Origin of the sequence: Rubrimonas cliftonensis (assembly GCF_900107585.1) — a bacterium.
GTDB lineage: Bacteria > Pseudomonadota > Alphaproteobacteria > Rhodobacterales > Rhodobacteraceae > Rubrimonas > Rubrimonas cliftonensis.
Genome location: NZ_FNQM01000003.1, coordinates 458,102 through 475,647, shown reverse-complemented (window position 1 = coordinate 475,647; position 17,546 = coordinate 458,102). Strand labels below are relative to the sequence as shown.

The window sequence follows — 17,546 nt, the reverse complement described above, 5'->3', positions numbered from 1 at the left end:
TGCGAGCAGGTTATCGCGATGCCTGCGCAAATCAATCTTCGGCGATCATGGGCCGCCTTCGCGACGCGCGGCCACGGCCCGCGGCCGGTCCCCGACCCGCGAAGGGCTGCGGCGCGCGCTTTCCGGCGTCGACGCGCCGCGTCGAAGTGGCTGCGGTTTCGTCCATATCCGGCGGCGGCGTCTTGAAAACGTCACGGGACCGGGGCCGCTTGGCCGCCTCAAGGCGCAGGCGGCGTGCAGGGGCTCCGAACGCCGATCGGACCCGAAGCCGGGGGGCCGTCCGTCGTCGCAGCCTCCGAGGGCCCCGCCGACACGTTCGGGCGCGAAGCCGCAACCGATCATCCGAGTCGCGAGCTTCGACGCAGGGTCATGCCCGCCGATCTGGTCGCAGGCTCGCCGGCCGACGCCGCGGCGCTCATCGGAAGGGTCCGCGCCCCTTGCCCGATTCCAGGTGGATCGCCTTCCGGGTCCAGCGCCCGAAGGCAATCTCAGATCAGGTGTCGAGGCTTGACTTTAGTGGAGCAGGGGAAGCTGTCGCGCCGCCAGGCGATCAGCAAATTTCTTGGCGCCTTGCGAAAACATCATCGAGCGGCGCGAGTTTCGCGCCGCCATCCTTCCTACAGCAGCACCAGGCTCGCGAGCCCCAGGAAGGCGAAGAAGCCCACGACGTCCGTCACCGTCGTCACGAAGGTTCCCGAGGCGAGGGCGGGGTCGGCGCCGACCTTCTCCAGCGCGATGGGGATCAGCACGCCGGCCAGCGCCGCCGCCACAAGGTTGATCACCATCGCCGCGGCGATCACCGCCGAGAGTCGCCCGTCGCCGAACCAGACCAGCGCCACCGTCGCCATCACCGCCGCGAACAGCACTCCGTTCAGCGCGCCGGCCACGGCCTCGCGCAGCACCACGCGGCGGGCGTTGGCGTCGGTCAGGGTGCGCGTCGCGAGGCCCCGCACCGCCACGGTGAGGGACTGCGTGCCGGCGTTGCCGCCCATGGAGGCGACGATGGGCATCAGCACCGCCAGCGCCACGACCTGCGCGATGACCTCCTCGAACTGGTCGATCACCAGCGAGGCCAGCACCGCCGTCGCGAGGTTCACCAGCAGCCACGGGAAGCGCTGGCGCAGCGTCTCCCACACCGTGTCCGTGATCTCCTCGTCGCCGCCGACGCCGCCAAGGCGCAGGATGTCCTCCTCGTGCTCGTCGCTCATCGCCTCCATCGCGTCGTCGATGGTGATGACGCCGACCAGCCGCCCGCTGTCGTCCACCACCGGCGCGCTGACGAGGTGATACTTGTTGAAGGCGTAGGCGACGTCCTCCTGGCTGTCGTCCACCCGCATGGTGCGGAACTCGTCGTCCATGATCCCCTCCAGCGTGGCGGGACGGCGGGTCGCGAGGATGCGGCCGAGCGCGGCCCTGCCGACCGGGCGCATCGCGGGGTCGACGACGATCACGTCGTAGAAGGGGTCGGGCAGCTCGTCGGCGGCGCGCAGGTGGTCGATCATCTGGCCCACGGTCCAGAAGGTCGGCGCGGTGACGACCTCGCGCTGCATCAGCCGGCCGGCGGAATATTCAGGGTAGGTGAGCGACTGCACGACGATCGCGCGATCCTCGGCGTCGAGGCCCTCCAGCGCACGCGCCTGCTCCTCGGCGTCGAGATCCTCGACCAGATACACGATGTCGTCGGAGTCGAGCTCCTTCACCGCCGCGGCCAGCACGGCGGGGTCGATGAACTCCAGCACCTCGTCGCGCACGCCCTCGCCGAGCTCGGCCAGCGCCTCGGGCGCGAGATCGGGGCCGAGCGTCTCGACCAGCCTGCGGCGTTCGGCGGAGGGAAGCTGCTCGATCAAGTCGGCGAGGTCGGCCTCGTGCAGGTCCAGCGCGACGGCGCGGACGGTCTCGTGGTCCTCGGCGGCGATGGCCGCGCGGACGGCCTTGACGTCGACCTCATCCTCCGCCTCCTCGGCGCGGCGGGTCTCCTCCTCGCGCCGCCGGGCCTCCTCCTCGCGCCGCCGGGCCTCCTCCCGACGCCGTTCCTCATCGGCGCGCGCGCCGGCTGCGTCGCGCGGGTCGTCCTGCCGGTCGTCGGTCATCGCGGTCTCCGGTCGCGGGGGCTGTCGACCCGCGCCGTGATAGCCTCGCCGGCCCCCTGCGCAAAGGGGCGCCACGCCGCCGCCGGGCTTGACCGCGCCGGTCCGGGAGCATATGCGACGCGCTCCGTTCGTTGGAGCGGAGCATTTTCGGCGCGCGCGGTCGTCGCAAGACGGAGCCTGTCGCCCCTTCGCATGAAGGGGAGGAGGAGCGCGCCTGTGATAGATGAAGGAACGACATGACCAAGCGCACGTCCGCGAAGTACAAGCTCGACCGCCGCATGGGCGAAAACATCTGGGGCCGCCCGAAATCCCCGGTGAACCGTCGCGAATACGGCCCCGGCCAGCACGGCCAGCGCCGCAAGGGCAAGATGTCCGACTTCGGCCTGCAGCTGCGCGCCAAGCAGAAGCTGAAGGGCTATTACGGCGACCTCACCGAGAAGCAGTTCCGCAAGATCTACGCCGAGGCCGAGCGCCGCCGCGGCGACACCGGCGAAATGCTCGTCGGCCTGCTGGAGCGGCGCCTCGATGCGATCGTCTACCGCGCCAAGTTCGTGCCGACCGTGTTCGCCGCACGCCAGTTCGTGAACCACGGCCATGTGCTCGTGAACGGTCGCCGCTGCAACATCGCCTCCGCTCAGCTCAAGGACGGCGACGTCGTCGAGGTGCGCGAGAAGTCCAAGCAGCTCGCGCTGGTTCTCGAAGCTGTCCAGTCCGTCGAGCGCGACGTTCCCGACTACCTCGAGGTCGACCACCACAAGATGACCGTCGTGCTTCGTCGCACCCCCGGTCTGGCCGACGTGCCCTACCCGGTGCAGATGGAGCCCAACCTCGTGGTCGAGTTCTACGCCCAGAACTGACGGGCGGCACGGCCTTCGAAGGCCGCCCGCGACCGGCGGCCGCGCTTGCAAGAGCGCGGTCGCCATGGTCAGCATCCGCCCATGAGGCGCATGCTCCCCCTTGTCGCGCTTGCGCGCCTGCTTCTGGCCGTCGTCGCGGCGGTCGGCGCCGCAGCGCCGCATGCGCCGGCAGGCCCCGGCGGGGTGATGATCATCTGCGGCGCGGCGGGCGCATACGCCGTTCCCTTCGGCCCAGAGGCGCCGCCCGCCGACGATGACGGGCTGCACTGCGCGCTTCTCTGCGCTGCCGCCGCGCCGCCGCAGGCGTCGCAGCCCGTCAGGATCGCCCGCGCCGCCGCAGGCGCCGCCCAGCCCGCCGAAGCCGATCAGGATGCGCCCCGCGCCGCGCCGCTGCGCCTGCCTGCGCGCGGACCTCCCGTCGCGGTCTGAACCAGCCGTTCTGACCGACAACAGGAGACACCAATGCTTCGCACGACCGCTTTCGCGGCGCTGATCGCGTCGCCGTTCCCCCTTGCTCTGGCCCCCGCCGCTCTCGCCCACGCGACGCTCGACGTCACGGAGGCCGCAGCCGGCGCCTATCCCCGCATCGCCGCGCGCCTGCCCCATGGCTGCGGCGGCGCGCCGACCGACACGGTCGAGGTGTCGCTGCCGCCGGCGCTCGCCGGCGCCAGGCCCATGCCGAAACCCGGCTGGACTCTGACCGTCGAGCCGACGGCCGACGGCGGGAAGCTCCTGCGCTGGGCCGGCGGGGCGCTGGAGGACGGCCACTATGAGGAGTTCATCTTCCGCGGCAAGCTCGACGCCGCCGCCGGCGCCGAACTGCCGGTTCCGATCCGCCAGCGCTGCGGCGGCGCCGAGGTGTTCTGGGTCGAGGTCGCCGCGCCGGGACAGACCCCGCACGATCTTCAGCATCCCGCGCCGATCCTGCGGGTTGCGACCGGCGCCGGCCACGCCGGCCACGGCGTGCAGATGGCGCAGGCCCTGCACGGAGCGCATGGCGGCCACGGCGCGGGGCATTCGGCGCAGGGCGCGACCGCAGGATCGGCGACGCAGGGTCCGATCACGGTTTCGGAAGCCTACGCCCGCGCCAATCCGACCCCGAACGGGGCATCGGCGGCCTACATGACCATCGAGACGACCGGCGAGGAGGACCGGCTGATCGCCGCCGCCAGCCCCGCCGCGGCCCGCGTCGAACTGCACACCCATCTGCTCGACGACCAGGGCGTGGCGCGGATGCGCGAGGTCGAGGCGATCCCGCTCGCGCCCGGCGCGCCGGCGGAGCTCAGGCCCGGCGGTCTCCACGTCATGCTGATGGGGCTTGCCGCGCCGCTGGAGCCGGGCGGCGAGATCGCCATCACCCTCAGTTTCGAGCGGGCCGGCGACGTGACGCTCACGGCGCCGGTGCGGGCCGTCGGCGCCGCCATGGGCCACGGAGCGGGCCACGGAGCGGGCCACGGGACGGATCATTCGGGTCACGCCGCACCCGGAAACTGATTGTTCGCGCCGAATTCCTCTCGCCCAAACCCCGGGAGCGGCGTATCTCCGCCGGCATGGCCGCGCCGCTCCCGCTTTCAGAAGCCCACACGCTCCCGCGCTGGCGCCGCCCCGAGGCGCTGCTGGCGCTGATGACCGTCGGCATGACGCTGGCGTTCGCAACGTGGAGCGCCGCGCTCAACAACTTCGTCGTCGAGGTCGCCGCGTTCGACGGCTTCGACATCGGGGCGCTCCATACGGCGCGGGAGATCCCCGGCTTTCTCGCCTTCCTCGTCATCTATCTCGTGATGGTGATCCGCGAGCAGCGGCTGGCCCTGCTGTCGCTGGCCCTGCTTGGGGGCGCGACGGCGGTCGTCGCCGAACTGCCGACATGGTGGGGGCTGATGCTCACCACGCTGATCTCCTCGATCGGCTTTCACTACTACGAGACGGTGAACCAGTCGCTGCAGCTGCAATGGCTGGAGAAGGCGCGGGCGCCGCAGGCGCTCGGGATGATCCTCGCCGCCGGATCGGGCGCCTCGCTCGCGGTGTACGGGGCCATTGCGCTCGCCGGCTGGCTCGGGACCATCGACTACCACGCGGTCTACTGGATCGGCGGCGGCGCCTGTGTGGCGGTGACGCTGTTCGCCGCCCTCGCCTACCCGCAGTTCCAGCCGCCGCATCTTCAGGGCAAGCGCCTCGTGCTGCGGCGGCGCTACTGGCTCTACTATGCGCTGGTCTTCATGGGCGGGGCGCGCCGGCAGATTTTCGTGGTGTTCGCCGCGTTCATGATGGTTGAGAAGTTCGGCTTCCATATCCATGAAGTCACGGCGCTTTTCCTGATCAACTATCTTGCCAACATGCTGTTCGCGCCCCTGATCGGGCGGATGATCGCGCGCTTCGGCGAGCGGCTGGCGCTGTGCGTCGAGTATGTCGGCCTCGCGCTGGTGTTCGCCGCCTACGCCGGCGTCTACTTCTTCGGCTGGGGCGTGACGCTGGCGCTGGCGCTCTATGTGCTCGACCATCTGCTGTTCGCGATGGCCTTCGCGCAGAAGACCTATTTCCAGAAGATCGCCGACCCGGCCGACCACGCCTCGACAGCCGCCGTCGCCTTCACGATCAACCACATCGCCGCCGTGGCGCTGCCGGTTCCGCTGGGGCTGCTGTGGCTCTGGCATCCCGGAGCGGTCTATGCGCTCGCCGCCGGCATGGCGCTGGTGTCGCTCTCGCTGGCGACGCTGGTGCCGCGCTGGCCGGAGCCGGGGCGCGAGACGACCCTCGCCCGGCACGGTCCCGGCGCGCCGGTCGCGCAGCCGGCCGAGTAGGTGCCGCGGCAGGCGAAATTCACGACGGGCTCCACCATGGGCCATGTCGCGGTGATGACCGGCACCGGCATGGTCGGCCTGATGGCGCTGTTTCTCGTCGACGCGCTGAACCTCTTCTACATCTCGATGCTGGGCCAGACGGCGCTGGCCGCCGCGATCGGCTTCGCCGGCACGGTGCAGTTCTTCACCATCTCGGTGTCGATCGGCCTCGCCATCGCCGCCACCGCGCTGGTATCGCGTGCGGTGGGCGAGGGGGACCGGGCCGAGGCGCGGCGGCTCGCCGCCTCCTCGCTGGTGCTGCTGCTGGGGGCGCTGACGCTGGTCTCGCTCGGCGTCTGGATCTGGCGGGAGGCGGCGCTGGCCGCGCTCGGGGCGAAGGGCGAGACGCTGGCGGTCGCGAGCCGCTTCCTCGCCATCGTGCTGCCGAGCCTGCCGCTGCTCGGGGCCGGGATGATCGCCTCCAGCCTCCTGCGCAGCATCGGGGACGCGCGGCGGGCGATGTTCGTCACGCTGAGCGGCGGCGCCGTCGGAGCGGCGCTCGACCCGCTGCTCATCTTCGGCTTCGGGCTCGGCGTGGACGGCGCGGCGATCACCTCGCTCGTCGCCCGCGCCGTCATCGCCGCCATGGGGTTTCGCGGCGCGATGCTCACCCATGATCTCGTGGCGCGGCCGAACGCGGCGGACATCGTGCGCCACGCCCCCGGACTGATGCGGATCGCCGGACCCGCCGTCGCGACGCAGCTCTCCACGCCCACGGGCCTTGCGGCGCTGACCGCCGCCATGGCCGCCTTCGGAGACGCGGCGGTGGCGGGCTGGGCCGTGGTCGGACGGATGACGGCGCTCGCCTTCGGCGGGGTGTTCGCCCTGTCCGGCGCGGTCGGGCCGATCCTTGGGCAGAACCTCGGCGCGGGGCTGACCGCGCGGGTGCGGTCGGCCTATCGCGACGCCGTCCTGTTCTGCGCGGTCTACGTCCTCTCCGCATGGGCGCTGCTGGCGCTGGCGCGGCCCTGGATCGTCTCGGGCTTCGGGCTGGACGGCGCTGGCGTCGCGGTGGTGGACGCCTTCGTTTACGCCGGCGCTGGCTTCTATGTGTTCACCGGCGGCCTGTTCGTGGCGAACGCGGCCTTCAACACGCTGGGCCGCCCGCTCTGGGCGACGGCGCTGAACTGGTCGCGCGACGCGCTGGTGCTGCCTGTCCTCGCGCTGACGCTGCCGCCGCTCATGGGCGCGGAGGGCGTCGTCGCGGCGCAGGCGCTTGCGGCGCTGGTCGTCGGCGGCGTCGGCGGCGTCATCGGCTGGCGGATGGCGCCGCGGCTCGCCGACCGCCATGCGGCGCGGCGACTGGCGGCCGAGGCGCCCGCCTTCGCCTCCGGCCGCGCGGCGGCGCTGGCGGTCGCCGCAGAGCCGGACTGGCGCCCGGAGAACCGAGACGATAGATAATGGCGCGTTGCAGCACGCGAGAGGCCGGGAACGGATGCCGAAGATCACCTACATCGAGCATGGCGGCAAGGAGCATGTCGTCGAGGTCGCCGAAGGCCTCACCGTGATGGAGGGCGCCGTGAAGAACAGCGTTCCCGGCATCGACGCAGACTGCGGCGGCGCCTGCGCCTGCTCGACCTGCCATGTCTATGTCGATCCGGCCTGGTATGAAAAGCTGCCGCCCAAGGAGGCGATGGAGGAGGACATGCTGGACTTCGCCTATCAGCCCCAGCCGACCTCGCGCCTCACCTGCCAGCTCAAGGTGACGCCGGCGCTGGAGGGTCTTGTCGTGCGGATGCCGGAGAAGCAGATCTGAAACGTTCGCGCGCTAGGGCGTGGGACGGGATGGAGTACGGGAGGCGGGCATGACGCGACGGCGGCCGGTGATCGGCGTGAGCGGATCGATGATCATGGCCGAAGGGTCCTACGCGGTCCAGGCGGCCGGGATGCGTAACCTCGAGGCCGTCGCCGAAGCGGCGGACTGCCTGCCGATCATCGTGCCCGGCATGCCCGACCACGCCGAGATCGGCGAACTGCTCGAATTGTGCGACGGTTTCCTGCTCACCGGCGGCCGGGCCAACGTTCACCCCAGCCGATACGGCCACGCCGAGACCGAGAAGCACGGCTCCTTCGACCATGGGCGCGACGCGGTGGTGCTGCCGCTGATCGGGGCCGCCCTCGAAGCCGGCCTGCCGATCTTCGGCGTCTGCCGGGGCATCCAGGAGATGAACGTCGCGCTGGGCGGCACCCTGCATCCGGAAATCCGCGAACTGCCGGGGCGGATGAACCACCGGATGCCGCCGGGCGAGAAGAACCACGAGGTCATCTTCCGCAAGCGCCATCCCGTCAGGCTGACGCCCGGCGGCGAGGTCGCGCGGCTCGTCGGCGCGGAGGAGATCGTCACCAACTCGCTGCACGGGCAGGGGGTGGACGAGCCCGGCGCGCGGGTGGTGATCGAGGGCGTCGCCGAGGACGGCACGGTGGAGGCCATCAGCATCGCCGACGCGCGCCGCTTCGCCATCGGCGTGCAGTGGCACGCGGAGTACGACGCCTGCGCCGACCCGGTGCACTGCGCCCTGTGGCGCGCGTTCGGCGCCGCCGCGCGGGACGCCGCCATCCGCCGGGAGCGGCGCGGCGCCGCCTGAACCGGCCGCCGCCTTCCCGAGCGCCGACGCCGTTGCGGCGAAAGCGACCGCCGGCGACGCCGCTCGCCCCCGGCTGCGGGCTCAGCGAGCGGCGCCGTCACCTCCCCTTGAACAGCCCACCCAGCACGCCGCGCAGGATCGTGCGGCCCGCGCGCGACCCCAGCGAACGGGCGAAGCTCTTCATGAAGGCGTCGCCGACGCTGTCGCCCTGGCGCGAACGCCCGGCGGGCTGAGAGTTCGTCGCGGGCTTCGGGGCCTGCTTGGGGGCCTGCTTCGGGGCCGAGCCGCCTGGCCGCCAGCGCCGTCCGCGGCTGAACTCGCCGCCGTCGTCGCGGCGTTCCGCCTCGCCCCGGTTCCATGCGTCGAAGGGGTCGGGCTCGGGCGCCGCCGCCTCCGCCGCGGCTGCGGCCTGAGCGGCGCGGGCGGCGAGGATCTCACTGGCGCTCTCGCGGTCGATGGCGGTCTCGTACTTGCCGGCGAGCGGGGAGGCTGCGCGCGCCGCCTCGCGGATCGGCGGGTCCGCCGGGCCCATGCGGCTCAGCGGCGGGCGGATCAGCGTGCGTTCCACGGGGCGCGGCGCGCCCTTGGCGTCGAGCGTCGAGACCAGCGCCTCGCCGACGCCGAGCAGCGGCAGAACCTCGGCGGTGTCGAAGGCGGGGTTGGGCCGGAACGTCTCCGCCGCCACCCTCAGCGCCCGCGCGTCCCGGGGCGTGTAGGCGCGCAGGGCGTGCTGGACCCTGTTGCCGAGCTGCCCGAGCACCGCGTCAGGAACGTCCGCGGGGCTCTGGCTGATGAAATACACGCCTACGCCCTTGGACCGGATCAGCCGCGCCACCTGCTCCACCTTCTCCAGCAGCGGCCGCGGCGCGCTGTCGAACAGCAGGTGCGCCTCGTCGAAGAAGAAGGCGAGCTTCGGCTTGTCCGGGTCTCCAACCTCGGGAAGCTCCTCGAAGAGTTCCGAGAGCAGCCAGAGCAGGAACGTCGCATAGAGCCGGGGGCTGCGCATCAGCCGGTCGGCGGCGAGCACGCTGATGCGTCCGCGGCCGTCGGGCTCGGCGCCCATCAGGTCGGCGAGGTCCAGCGCCGGCTCGCCGAAGAACGCCGCCGCTCCCTCGGTCTCCAGCACCAGCAGGCGGCGCTGGATCGCGCCGATGGACGCTGCCGAGACATGGCCGTGACTGAGCGAGAGCGCCTGCCGCCGCGCGCCGATCTCCGCCAGCAGCGCCCGCAGATCCTTGAGGTCGAGCAGGGCGAGCCCCTCCTCGTCGGCCAGCCTGAAGGCGATGTTGAGCACCCCTTCCTGCGCGTCGTTCAGCTCCAGCAGCCGCGCCAGCAGCAGCGGCCCCATCTCGGTGATCGTGGTGCGGACGGGGTGACCCTGCTCGCCGAACAGATCCCAGAACAGCACCGGGAAGGCGCGCGGCGCGACGTCCCCCATGCCGATCGTCTCGACGCGGCCGGCCAGCTTGCCGCCGGGCGCGAAGAGGGCGGGGTCGGCCGCCTGCGCCAGACCCGACAGGTCGCCCTTCACGTCGGCCATGAACACCGGAACGCCTGCGTCCGAGAACGCCTCCGCCAGCACCTGAAGCGTGACGGTCTTGCCCGTGCCGGTGGCGCCGGCGACGAGGCCGTGACGGTTCGCCCGCCGCAGGATCAGCGTCTGGGGGTCGCGCCCCTCGACCCCGCCGCCGCCGATGAATATCTCTCCCATGCCGCTCCTCTCGCCCCCTCGTTGTCGTCCCGACGCCGCGCTCACGTTTCATTCACGATTCACGGTTAATCTGAAAACGCGTCGAGGGGGAGCTTTCGGCTCCGTCTCAACGTCTCCTCCCTGTCGAACTGGCCGCGCCTGGTGCGCGGCCTTTTTTTCACCGCTGGAACCTGCCTTGAGGCGCTTGACCTGCGCGGCCCTCTCAGCCTAGCGTCAGCCCCAATAGACCGGCCAGTCCGGCGGGGAGAGATGTTGCATGGGAAAGAGCGTCCGGCTTGTTGGGCGCTCTTTCCTTTTTGACGGTGCAGCCAAACATGTCTCCTGAACCCGGCGCTGCCGGCCAACGCTATGAGAGGAACGTTCCCGTGCAGCGTAGTCTGATCATCACCCTCGCGCTCCTGTGCCTGTCGGCGGGCGGCGCTCTCGCCCAGACCGAGGAGCGCGCCGTGACGCGCACGACCTTCGGCGACTGGACGCGCGTCTGCGCCGATGCGACCGGCGAATGCGCGCTTGAGCAGATCGGCAAGACCGCCAATGGCGAGGACGCTCTGCTCATGCAGGTCCAGAAGCTTCCCGAGCCGCGCACGGTCGACGGCGTTCGGATCGAGGCCATCGCGGTCATCCGCGTCCCGTTCAACATCGTGCTGGCGAACCAGCTGCGTCTGCGGGTCGATCAGGGCGAAGTCACCGCCTCGCAGTATCTCACCTGCAACCAGCAGGGCTGCATCGTTCAGGCGCCGCTTCGGCCCGAGCAGCTGGAGTCCTTCCGCCGCGGGGCGCGGGCGGAACTCGGCTACACGCTGATCCAGGGCGACAAGTTCCAGAACGTGGCCGCGACCGTGTCGCTCTCGGGCTTCACGCGCGGTTTCGAGGGACTCTGACGCGCGGCGGCGCGGCGCCTCAGGCGCGCCGCGCCGCCAGCACCGCGTTCAGTCCGCCGAACGCGAAGGAGTTCGAGAGTGCGGCGTCGACGCGTCTCTCGCGCGCCGTGATCGGCGTGACGTCCAGATCGCAGGCGGGATCCTGCCGCACCAGGCCCACCGTCGGCGCGATCACCCCCTCAGACAGCGCCAGCACGACGGCGGCCATCTCCACCGCCCCGGCGCCGCCGAGGCAGTGCCCGTGCATCGACTTGGTCGATGACACCGAAACGGTCTCCGCCGCGGCGCCGAACGCCGACCTGATTGCGGCGCATTCCGTCCGGTCATTGGCCGCCGTAGCCGTGCCGTGGGCGTTGATGTAGCCGACGTCCTCCGGCGCAAGGCGCGCGTCCAGCAACGCGCCGCGGATGGCCCTCGCGGCCCCTTCCGCCGACGGGGTGACGATGTCGCCCGCATCCGCCGTCATGGAGAAGCCGGCCAGTTCGGCGAGAATCGGCGCGCCGCGCCGCGCGGCGCGATCCCATTCCTCCAGAACGAGCACGGCCGCGCCCTCGCCCTGCACCATGCCGTTGCGCGTTTCGCAGAAGGGGCGGCAGCCGTCCTTCGACATCACGCGCAGTCCCTCCCACGCCTTGATGACGCCGAACACCAGCGGCGCCTCCGCCCCGCCGGCGAGCATCACGTCCGCCCCGCCGGAGCGGATCAGGTGGAACGCCTGCCCGATGGCGTGGTTTGACGACGAGCAGGCTGTGGAGACGGTCCAAGCCGGCCCGGTGAGCCCGTGGGCCATGCTGATCTGGCTGGCGCCCGCATTCGTCATGAGCCGCGGCACGACGAACGGGTGCACGCGGTTCTTCTTCTCCTCGTAGACGGCGCGATAGTTGGCGTCCACGGTCTCCATGCCGGTCAGCGCGGTGCCGATCGCCACGCCCGCCCGCGGCGCGAGCGCCTCGTCCACTTCGAGGCCGGACTGGGCGACGGCCTCCGCCGCCGCGGTAAGCGCAAGCTGGGTGGTGCGGTCGAGCAGGGCGAGTTCGGACTTGCCGAAGCGCTCTTCGCCGACGAAGCCCGAGGCGGGCGCGCCGATCGTCACCGACAGCCTGTCGACATTGGCGATCGAAAGCTGGCCGACGCCGCAGCGCCCCTCGCGCAGCCCCGCGACATGCGCCTCCCGGCCGACACCCAGCGCAGAGACGACGCCCAGGCCGGTGACGGCGACCCTGCGCATCGCCGTCACGCCTGTTCGGTGATCAGCCGCCTGACCGCCTCGACGATCTTGTCCACGCTCGAGATGTCGAATTCCGACGCCGCGGGATCGTTCGCGTTGTAGGGAATCGAGATGTCGAACGCCTCCTCGATGGCGAAGACGATCTCGACGAGCCCGAGGCTGTCGACCCCGAGTTGTTCGGGCGAGGCGTCGAGCGTCACCTCATGCGGCTCGAGCATGGCCTGCTCCGCAATGATGGCGATGATCTTGCGGGCCACGTCATCGGTCATTTCGGCTGCCTCATTCGCGCTTTAGGGGGGCTTCTAGCGGCTGCGCTCAAGCTCGGAAAGGCGTTTCTTGAGCAGGCGGACGGCCTCGATCAGGCGGGGGAGGCGGCGCGTCGCGAGGACGACGCCGAGCGCCTCCGACCTCTCGAGCGCCGGCGCGCCCATCAGCACGGTGCGCGGCCTGGCGTCTGCGCCGATGCCGGCCCGCGCCGCGGCGACCACGTCCTCGCCCACCGTGACGTGATCGGCGACGCCGCTCTGCCCGCCGAGCACGACCCGCGCGCCGATCCTGGAGCTTCCGGCCACGCCCGTCTGCGCGCAGAGCATGGCGTTTTCGCCTATCGATACATTGTGGCCGACCTGCACCAGATTGTCGATCTTGGCCCCGTCCGCCACCGTGGTGTCGGCCAGCGTTCCCCGGTCGATCGTGGTTCCCGCGCCGATCTCTACGTCGTCGCCCAGCGTCACGGCGCCGAGAGAATGGATGCGCGACAGCGACATGTTGCGCGCATCGAGGTCCACGCGGCCCTCGGCCTTGGCCGCCTCGGCGGCGCCGCGGCGTTCGGTCACGAAGCTGAAGCCGTCGCCGCCCACGACCGCGTTGGCGTGGATCACGCAGCGCGCCCCGACCCGCACGCCATGGCAGAGCCGCGCGCCGGGGTGGATCAGGCAGCCGGGGCCGACCGCCGCGCCGGCGCCGACGAAAACCTGCGCCACGAGCACGGCTCCCGCGCCGATGCGCGCGCCCTCGGAGACGACGCAGAGCGGCCCGATGGCCGCGGTCGGGTCGATCTCCGCCGTCGGGTCGATCACCGAAGAGGGATGCGCGCCGATGGCGACGCGCGGCGGCGGGTCGAAGCGGCGGGTCAGCGCCGCCATCGCGTGCCGAGGCCGCGCGGCGAACAGCGCGGCCTCCAGCCCCAGCGCCCGCCAGTCGGCGCCTTCGGCGAGCAGGGCGACACGCGCGGCGCCTTCGCCCAGCTGCGCCGCGTGGGCGGCGTCTCCTGCGACCGCAAGCATGTCGGCGACCGCGTCGCACGGCGTCGCCATGCCCCGGAGCGCGATGGCGCCGTCGCCCTCGAAACGCAGGCCGCATTCCGCGGCGAGCTGCGCAACGGTGCAGGCCACGCCATCCCCGGCGGCGACGTATGGCGCTGATGTCATGGACGGCTCCGGCGCGGCGTTCGCCGGCACTCTAGAGCGACCGACGCCCCGCTGACCAGCCACAGCGAGGCGTCGCCGCCCTCAGCTCTCGGGCAGCTCAAGGCCGGCGCTTCGGAGCGCCTTGAGCGCCAGCGCGTCGCGACCGTAGACGTCTGTGCGGAACTGCAGCTTCCCGGCCTCGTCCACCCAGGCGGTGCGGTAGGTGATGTGCACCGGAACATGCGCGTCGAGATTCACGTATCTCTCGCCGCCGCGCGCCAGCGTCCGATCGATGAAGCCCTTCGGATCGTCCATCTGCGGGGCGAGAAGGAGTTCTGCCAGCAGCAGCGGATTGCGCACGCGCACACAGCCCCAGCTGTAGGCGCGCCGATCGCGATCAAAAAGGTTTTTCTGCGGCGTATCATGGAGATAGATGTTATTGTGATTGGGGAACATGAATTTCACCCGCCCCAGCGCATTGCTGGAGGACGGCCGCTGGCGGATGCGATACGGAAAGCTCGCCTGCGAGTAGGCGCTCCAGTCATGACTGGCGGCGTCGAGCGGCAGCGGACCGCCGTCTGGCCGGGAGAGATGCATGTTGCGCTGCGAAAGGATCGTAGGATCCTTCTGGAGGCGCGGGAGCAGGTCTTCCGTCGCGATGCTGCGCGGCACGAACCACGTCGGGTTCAGGACGAGATGCTCCATCTCGTCGGAGAATTCCGGCGTCTGCTCCTTGTCTCGGCCGATCACGACGCGCTCGCGGAACAGGATGCGGTCGCCGTCGAAGAGCGTCACGGTGAAGTCGGGCAGGTTCACCATCACGCGCCGCGCGCCGAGGGGGCGGTTGAGCCAGCGGATGCGTTCGAGGTTCACTGCGATCTGGCCGAGCCGGAAGGCGGGACCGGCGTTGAGCGCGGCGAGGGTGGCCGGGCCCACGACGCCGTCGCGGTTCAGGCCGTACTCGCTCTGGAACGCCTTCACGGCCTCCGCCAGCGCATCGTCCATGCGATTCGGCGCCGGGCTCGGGCCCGCGTCATGGCCCAGCCGCGCGAGCCGGTCCCGCAGCGCGGGAACGCGCGCGTCGGCGTCTCGGGCGCGCAGGACGCGGCCGCCGGCGACCTTGCCGCCCCAGTCGGCCTCTCCGATGCTGTCCGAGAGCTTCGCGTAGGCCGCCCTGAGCGCGTCGTACTCGGCGTCGCGGGGGGCGAGGCTCGCCAGCAGCGCCCGGAGGTCGCCCACCGTCGCCGCCGCGCGCAGCAGCGCCGCCGAATTGGGCCGCGGCGGCTCGACCTCGATCAGCGGCGCGACGCGGGAGGGCTCAAGCGCGCCGGAGGTCACGTCCCGGGCGTAGCTGAGATAGGCGCGAGTCAGCCGCGCCGAGGCGTCGGCGCGCAGGGCCGGCGACCCGCGCGCGGCCTCCACGGCGGCGCGCAGCGCATCCGGCGCGTAGCGCGAGACGGGGAGGGCGTGCGTATGCGCGGCTGCGAGCGCGTCGAGCAGCGCCTCGGCGCGGCCCTGCTCGAACCAGGCGATCTCGTAAGGCTCCGCCGGGGAGCGTGGCCCCGTTGCGTCCTCGCCCTGCGGCGAGGCCGTCGCGATCATCGTTTCGTCGCCCAGGCTCGACGCCCCGGCCGCAGCCTGTGATTCGGCGCCCGAGGCGTTAGGCGTCAGGGCCAGCAAAACCGCGGCAAGGGCCGCGCTGAGCGGCATGTAAGAAAGCGCAAACACAGTGACCTCCATATCACAGATCGTCGCAACATCTCGATTCAGCCCCGGACGACCGCAGTCGCGATTGCGGAAGTGTCACCCAGGCAATGATTTTTCGCCGCCAGTGGGATTCTGGCCGCACCTTTGCAGCGGCGTGCATGCCGCAGTGCGGTAGCGGATTGGACACATGCGCCTCCCCGAATGCTGCCAAAACGCAACTTGCGCGTCCGACTGCTATTATGACAGTGTTCACCAAAATACAGAAACGTCGATACCGACGGCGCAAGAAAGCGCCGGGGTATAGAACGAGGACGAGAGACTGTGACATTCAAACCCACCGCGAGCTTCTCGCGGCGCGGCTTCCTGCAGGCTGGCGTGACGCTGGCATGCGGTCTGGCTGCGTCAGCATCGGTCGCTTCACCGAGCATCCTTCGCGGGGCCGGCGATATCCGACTGATCAATCTGGTCAATCGGCGGACGGACGAGCGTCTGAACGCGATCTACTGGGTCGAGGGAACCTACGTTCCCGAGGTTCTCGCCGAGGTCGACCACATCATGCGAGACTGGCGGCTCGACCTGAAAAAACGCATCGCGCCGGACGTCGTGGACATCATCTCCGCGGTCCATGCCCGCCTCGATAGTTCCGAGCCCTTCGTGGTTTATTCTGGCTATCGCAGTCCGCAGACCAATCGAATGCTGCGGGCAAAGTATCGTGGCGTCGCGAGAGACAGCTATCACATGAAGGGGATGGCGGCCGATCTTCACATGGAGAATCGGTCCGTGCGGCAGATTGCCGGCGCGGCTCTCTCTCTCGGCGCCGGAGGCGTCGGCAAGTATTCGCGTTCGAATTTCGTCCATGTCGACTGCGGACCCGTTCGCGACTGGGGCCGGTAAGCCGGCCCCTTCGCAGCTATTGCTTAACGTGCGCGGGATCTCGACGCGCGCGATGTGACCCGACACAGCCGGACTACGGTCTCACCAGCCCGTCGCCCTCCACCAGATACCGGAACGTGGTGAGCTGCTCGGCGCCGACCGGCCCCCTCGCATGCAGCTTCCCGGTCGCTATCCCGATTTCAGCGCCCATGCCGAACTCGCCGCCGTCGGCGAACTGCGTCGAGGCGTTTCGCATCAGGATGGCGCTGTCCAGTCTCTCGAAGAATCGCGCCGCCGCTGCGTCGTCCTCGGTCAGGATCGCCTCGGTGTGGCTGGACCCGTAGCGGCGGATGTGAGCGATGGCGCCCTCGACGCCGTCCACCACCCGCGCGGCGATGATCATGTCGAGGAACTCGCGACCGTAGTCGTCCGCCGCCGCCGTCTTAGCGCGCGGCGCCAGCGCGCGTGTCGCCGCGCAACCACGGACTTCAACGCCGGCGTCGATCAACGCGTCGAGGACTTCGGCGCCGAGGCCTGGCGCGGCGCCGTCGATCAGCAGACACTCGGCCGCGCCGCAGACCCCGGTGCGGCGGGTCTTGGCGTTGAGCGTCACGCGCAGCGCCTTCTCGCGGTCCGCCGCGGCGTCGAGGTAGACGTGGCAGATGCCCTCCAGATGCGCGAAGACCGGCACCCGCGCCTCGCGCTGCACCCGCTCCACGAGGCTGCGGCCGCCGCGGGGCACCACGACGTCGATGAACTCGGTCATCTCGCCAAGCATCGCACCGACCGCGGCGCGGTCGGTCGTGGGTGCGCGCTGAACGCAGGCTTCGGGCAGGCCCGCGACCCGGAGCCCTTCGGCGACGCAGTCGAGCAGGGCGCCGGAGGAGTGGAAGCTCTCCGATCCGCCGCGCAGGATCGCGGCGTTGCCCGATTTCAGGCACAGCGCCGCCGCGTCGGCCGTGACGTTGGGGCGGCTCTCATAGATCACGCCGATGACGCCGATGGGCTGGCGCACCCGGCGGATGCGCAGGCCGTTCGGGCGCGTCCAGTCGGCGATCACCTCGCCCACGGGGTCGCTCTGGGCCGCCACGGCGCGCACGCCCTCGGCGACGCCGCGCAGGCGGGCCTCGTCGAGCCTGAGCCGGTCCAGCATCGCCGCCGTCAGCCCGCGGGCCTCGGCCGCCGCCATGTCTTGCGCGTTGGCGGCGAGGATTTCCGGCGCGCGCGCCTCGATGGCGTCGGCCGCGGCTTCGAGCGCGCCGCGCCGCGCCTCGGCGCCGGCGCAGGCGAGCGCCGCCGCCGCGTCGCGCGCGGCGGCCCCGATCGAGCGCATCTGCGCGGTGATGTCGTGCGCGTCGCCGTCCATGC

General features: G+C 71.1%; 16 protein-coding genes. 9 read left to right on the top strand and 7 right to left on the bottom strand.

Translation table 11 applies throughout. The features are described from left to right. Positions 1-617: 617 nt before the first annotated feature. Positions 618-2,090 carry a magnesium transporter gene (mgtE, locus tag BLW43_RS07740; protein ID WP_093251288.1) on the bottom strand — a complete coding sequence of 491 codons (1,473 nt, stop codon included), beginning with the start codon at positions 2,088-2,090 and terminating at the stop codon, positions 618-620. Between the two features lie 236 nt (positions 2,091-2,326). On the opposite strand from mgtE, the gene rpsD reads away from it, so the two are divergent. The 7 genes from rpsD to BLW43_RS07705 all read left to right on the top strand — a co-directional run bounded on the left by rpsD (position 2,327) and on the right by BLW43_RS07705 (position 8,369). Then, complete coding sequence (rpsD, locus tag BLW43_RS07735; protein WP_093251287.1) at positions 2,327-2,947, top strand: 30S ribosomal protein S4; 621 nt, start codon at positions 2,327-2,329, stop codon at positions 2,945-2,947. Between the two features lie 81 nt (positions 2,948-3,028). Then, positions 3,029-3,376: a hypothetical protein gene (locus tag BLW43_RS07730; RefSeq protein WP_175478803.1), complete on the top strand. Its 348-nt coding sequence runs from the start codon at positions 3,029-3,031 to the stop codon at positions 3,374-3,376. Positions 3,377-3,409: 33 nt separating this feature from the next. Next, a complete protein-coding gene (locus BLW43_RS07725) occupies positions 3,410-4,441 on the top strand; it encodes a copper chaperone PCu(A)C domain-containing protein (RefSeq protein ID WP_093251285.1) in 1,032 nt (343 codons plus the stop codon). 56 nt (positions 4,442-4,497) lie between these two features. Further along, positions 4,498-5,745 (top strand): MFS transporter, encoded by a 1,248-nt coding sequence (locus tag BLW43_RS07720; RefSeq protein WP_093251279.1) that lies wholly within the window; start codon positions 4,498-4,500, stop codon positions 5,743-5,745. Then, positions 5,746-7,185: an MATE family efflux transporter gene (locus BLW43_RS07715; RefSeq protein WP_139284010.1), complete on the top strand. Its 1,440-nt coding sequence runs from the start codon at positions 5,746-5,748 to the stop codon at positions 7,183-7,185. Between the two features lie 34 nt (positions 7,186-7,219). Next, positions 7,220-7,540, top strand: coding sequence for a 2Fe-2S iron-sulfur cluster-binding protein (locus BLW43_RS07710; RefSeq protein ID WP_093251272.1), 321 nt, complete (start codon positions 7,220-7,222; stop codon positions 7,538-7,540). A 49-nt stretch (positions 7,541-7,589) separates the two neighbouring features. Then, positions 7,590-8,369 carry a gamma-glutamyl-gamma-aminobutyrate hydrolase family protein gene (locus tag BLW43_RS07705; protein WP_175478802.1) on the top strand — a complete coding sequence of 260 codons (780 nt, stop codon included), beginning with the start codon at positions 7,590-7,592 and terminating at the stop codon, positions 8,367-8,369. Between the two features lie 97 nt (positions 8,370-8,466). On the opposite strand, the gene BLW43_RS07700 is transcribed toward BLW43_RS07705, so the two are convergent. Beyond that, a complete protein-coding gene (locus BLW43_RS07700) occupies positions 8,467-10,080 on the bottom strand; it encodes a helicase HerA-like domain-containing protein (RefSeq protein ID WP_093251269.1) in 1,614 nt (537 codons plus the stop codon). A gap of 365 nt (positions 10,081-10,445) precedes the next feature. Between BLW43_RS07700 and BLW43_RS07695 the strand changes: the two genes are divergently transcribed. Then, complete coding sequence (locus BLW43_RS07695) at positions 10,446-10,961, top strand: invasion associated locus B family protein (RefSeq protein ID WP_175478801.1); 516 nt, start codon at positions 10,446-10,448, stop codon at positions 10,959-10,961. A 19-nt stretch (positions 10,962-10,980) separates the two neighbouring features. Here BLW43_RS07695 and BLW43_RS07690 read toward each other — a convergent pair whose 3' ends face one another. From BLW43_RS07690 to BLW43_RS07675, 4 genes are all read right to left on the bottom strand, one after another. Then, entirely contained in the window at positions 10,981-12,189 is a 1,209-nt protein-coding gene (locus BLW43_RS07690) for a beta-ketoacyl-[acyl-carrier-protein] synthase family protein (protein WP_093251264.1), read from the bottom strand. Between the two features lie 5 nt (positions 12,190-12,194). Further along, a complete protein-coding gene (locus BLW43_RS07685) occupies positions 12,195-12,458 on the bottom strand; it encodes an acyl carrier protein (protein WP_093251260.1) in 264 nt (87 codons plus the stop codon). Positions 12,459-12,491: 33 nt separating this feature from the next. Further along, complete coding sequence (gene lpxD, locus BLW43_RS07680; RefSeq protein ID WP_245730958.1) at positions 12,492-13,619, bottom strand: UDP-3-O-(3-hydroxymyristoyl)glucosamine N-acyltransferase; 1,128 nt, start codon at positions 13,617-13,619, stop codon at positions 12,492-12,494. Positions 13,620-13,700: 81 nt separating this feature from the next. After that, the gene (locus BLW43_RS07675) at positions 13,701-15,200 is read right to left on the bottom strand and encodes a L,D-transpeptidase family protein (protein WP_175478800.1); all 1,500 of its coding nucleotides are present in this window, start codon (positions 15,198-15,200) and stop codon (positions 13,701-13,703) included. A gap of 426 nt (positions 15,201-15,626) precedes the next feature. On the opposite strand from BLW43_RS07675, the gene mepK reads away from it, so the two are divergent. After that, entirely contained in the window at positions 15,627-16,199 is a 573-nt protein-coding gene (mepK, locus tag BLW43_RS07670) for a peptidoglycan L,D-endopeptidase MepK (protein WP_342741598.1), read from the top strand. Positions 16,200-16,272: 73 nt separating this feature from the next. Here the strand turns inward: mepK and BLW43_RS07665 are convergent, their stop codons facing one another. Further along, positions 16,273-17,544, bottom strand: a complete 1,272-nt coding sequence (locus BLW43_RS07665) for a glutamate-5-semialdehyde dehydrogenase (RefSeq protein WP_093251255.1) — start codon at positions 17,542-17,544, stop codon at positions 16,273-16,275. Between the last annotated feature and the right edge of the window lie 2 nt (positions 17,545-17,546).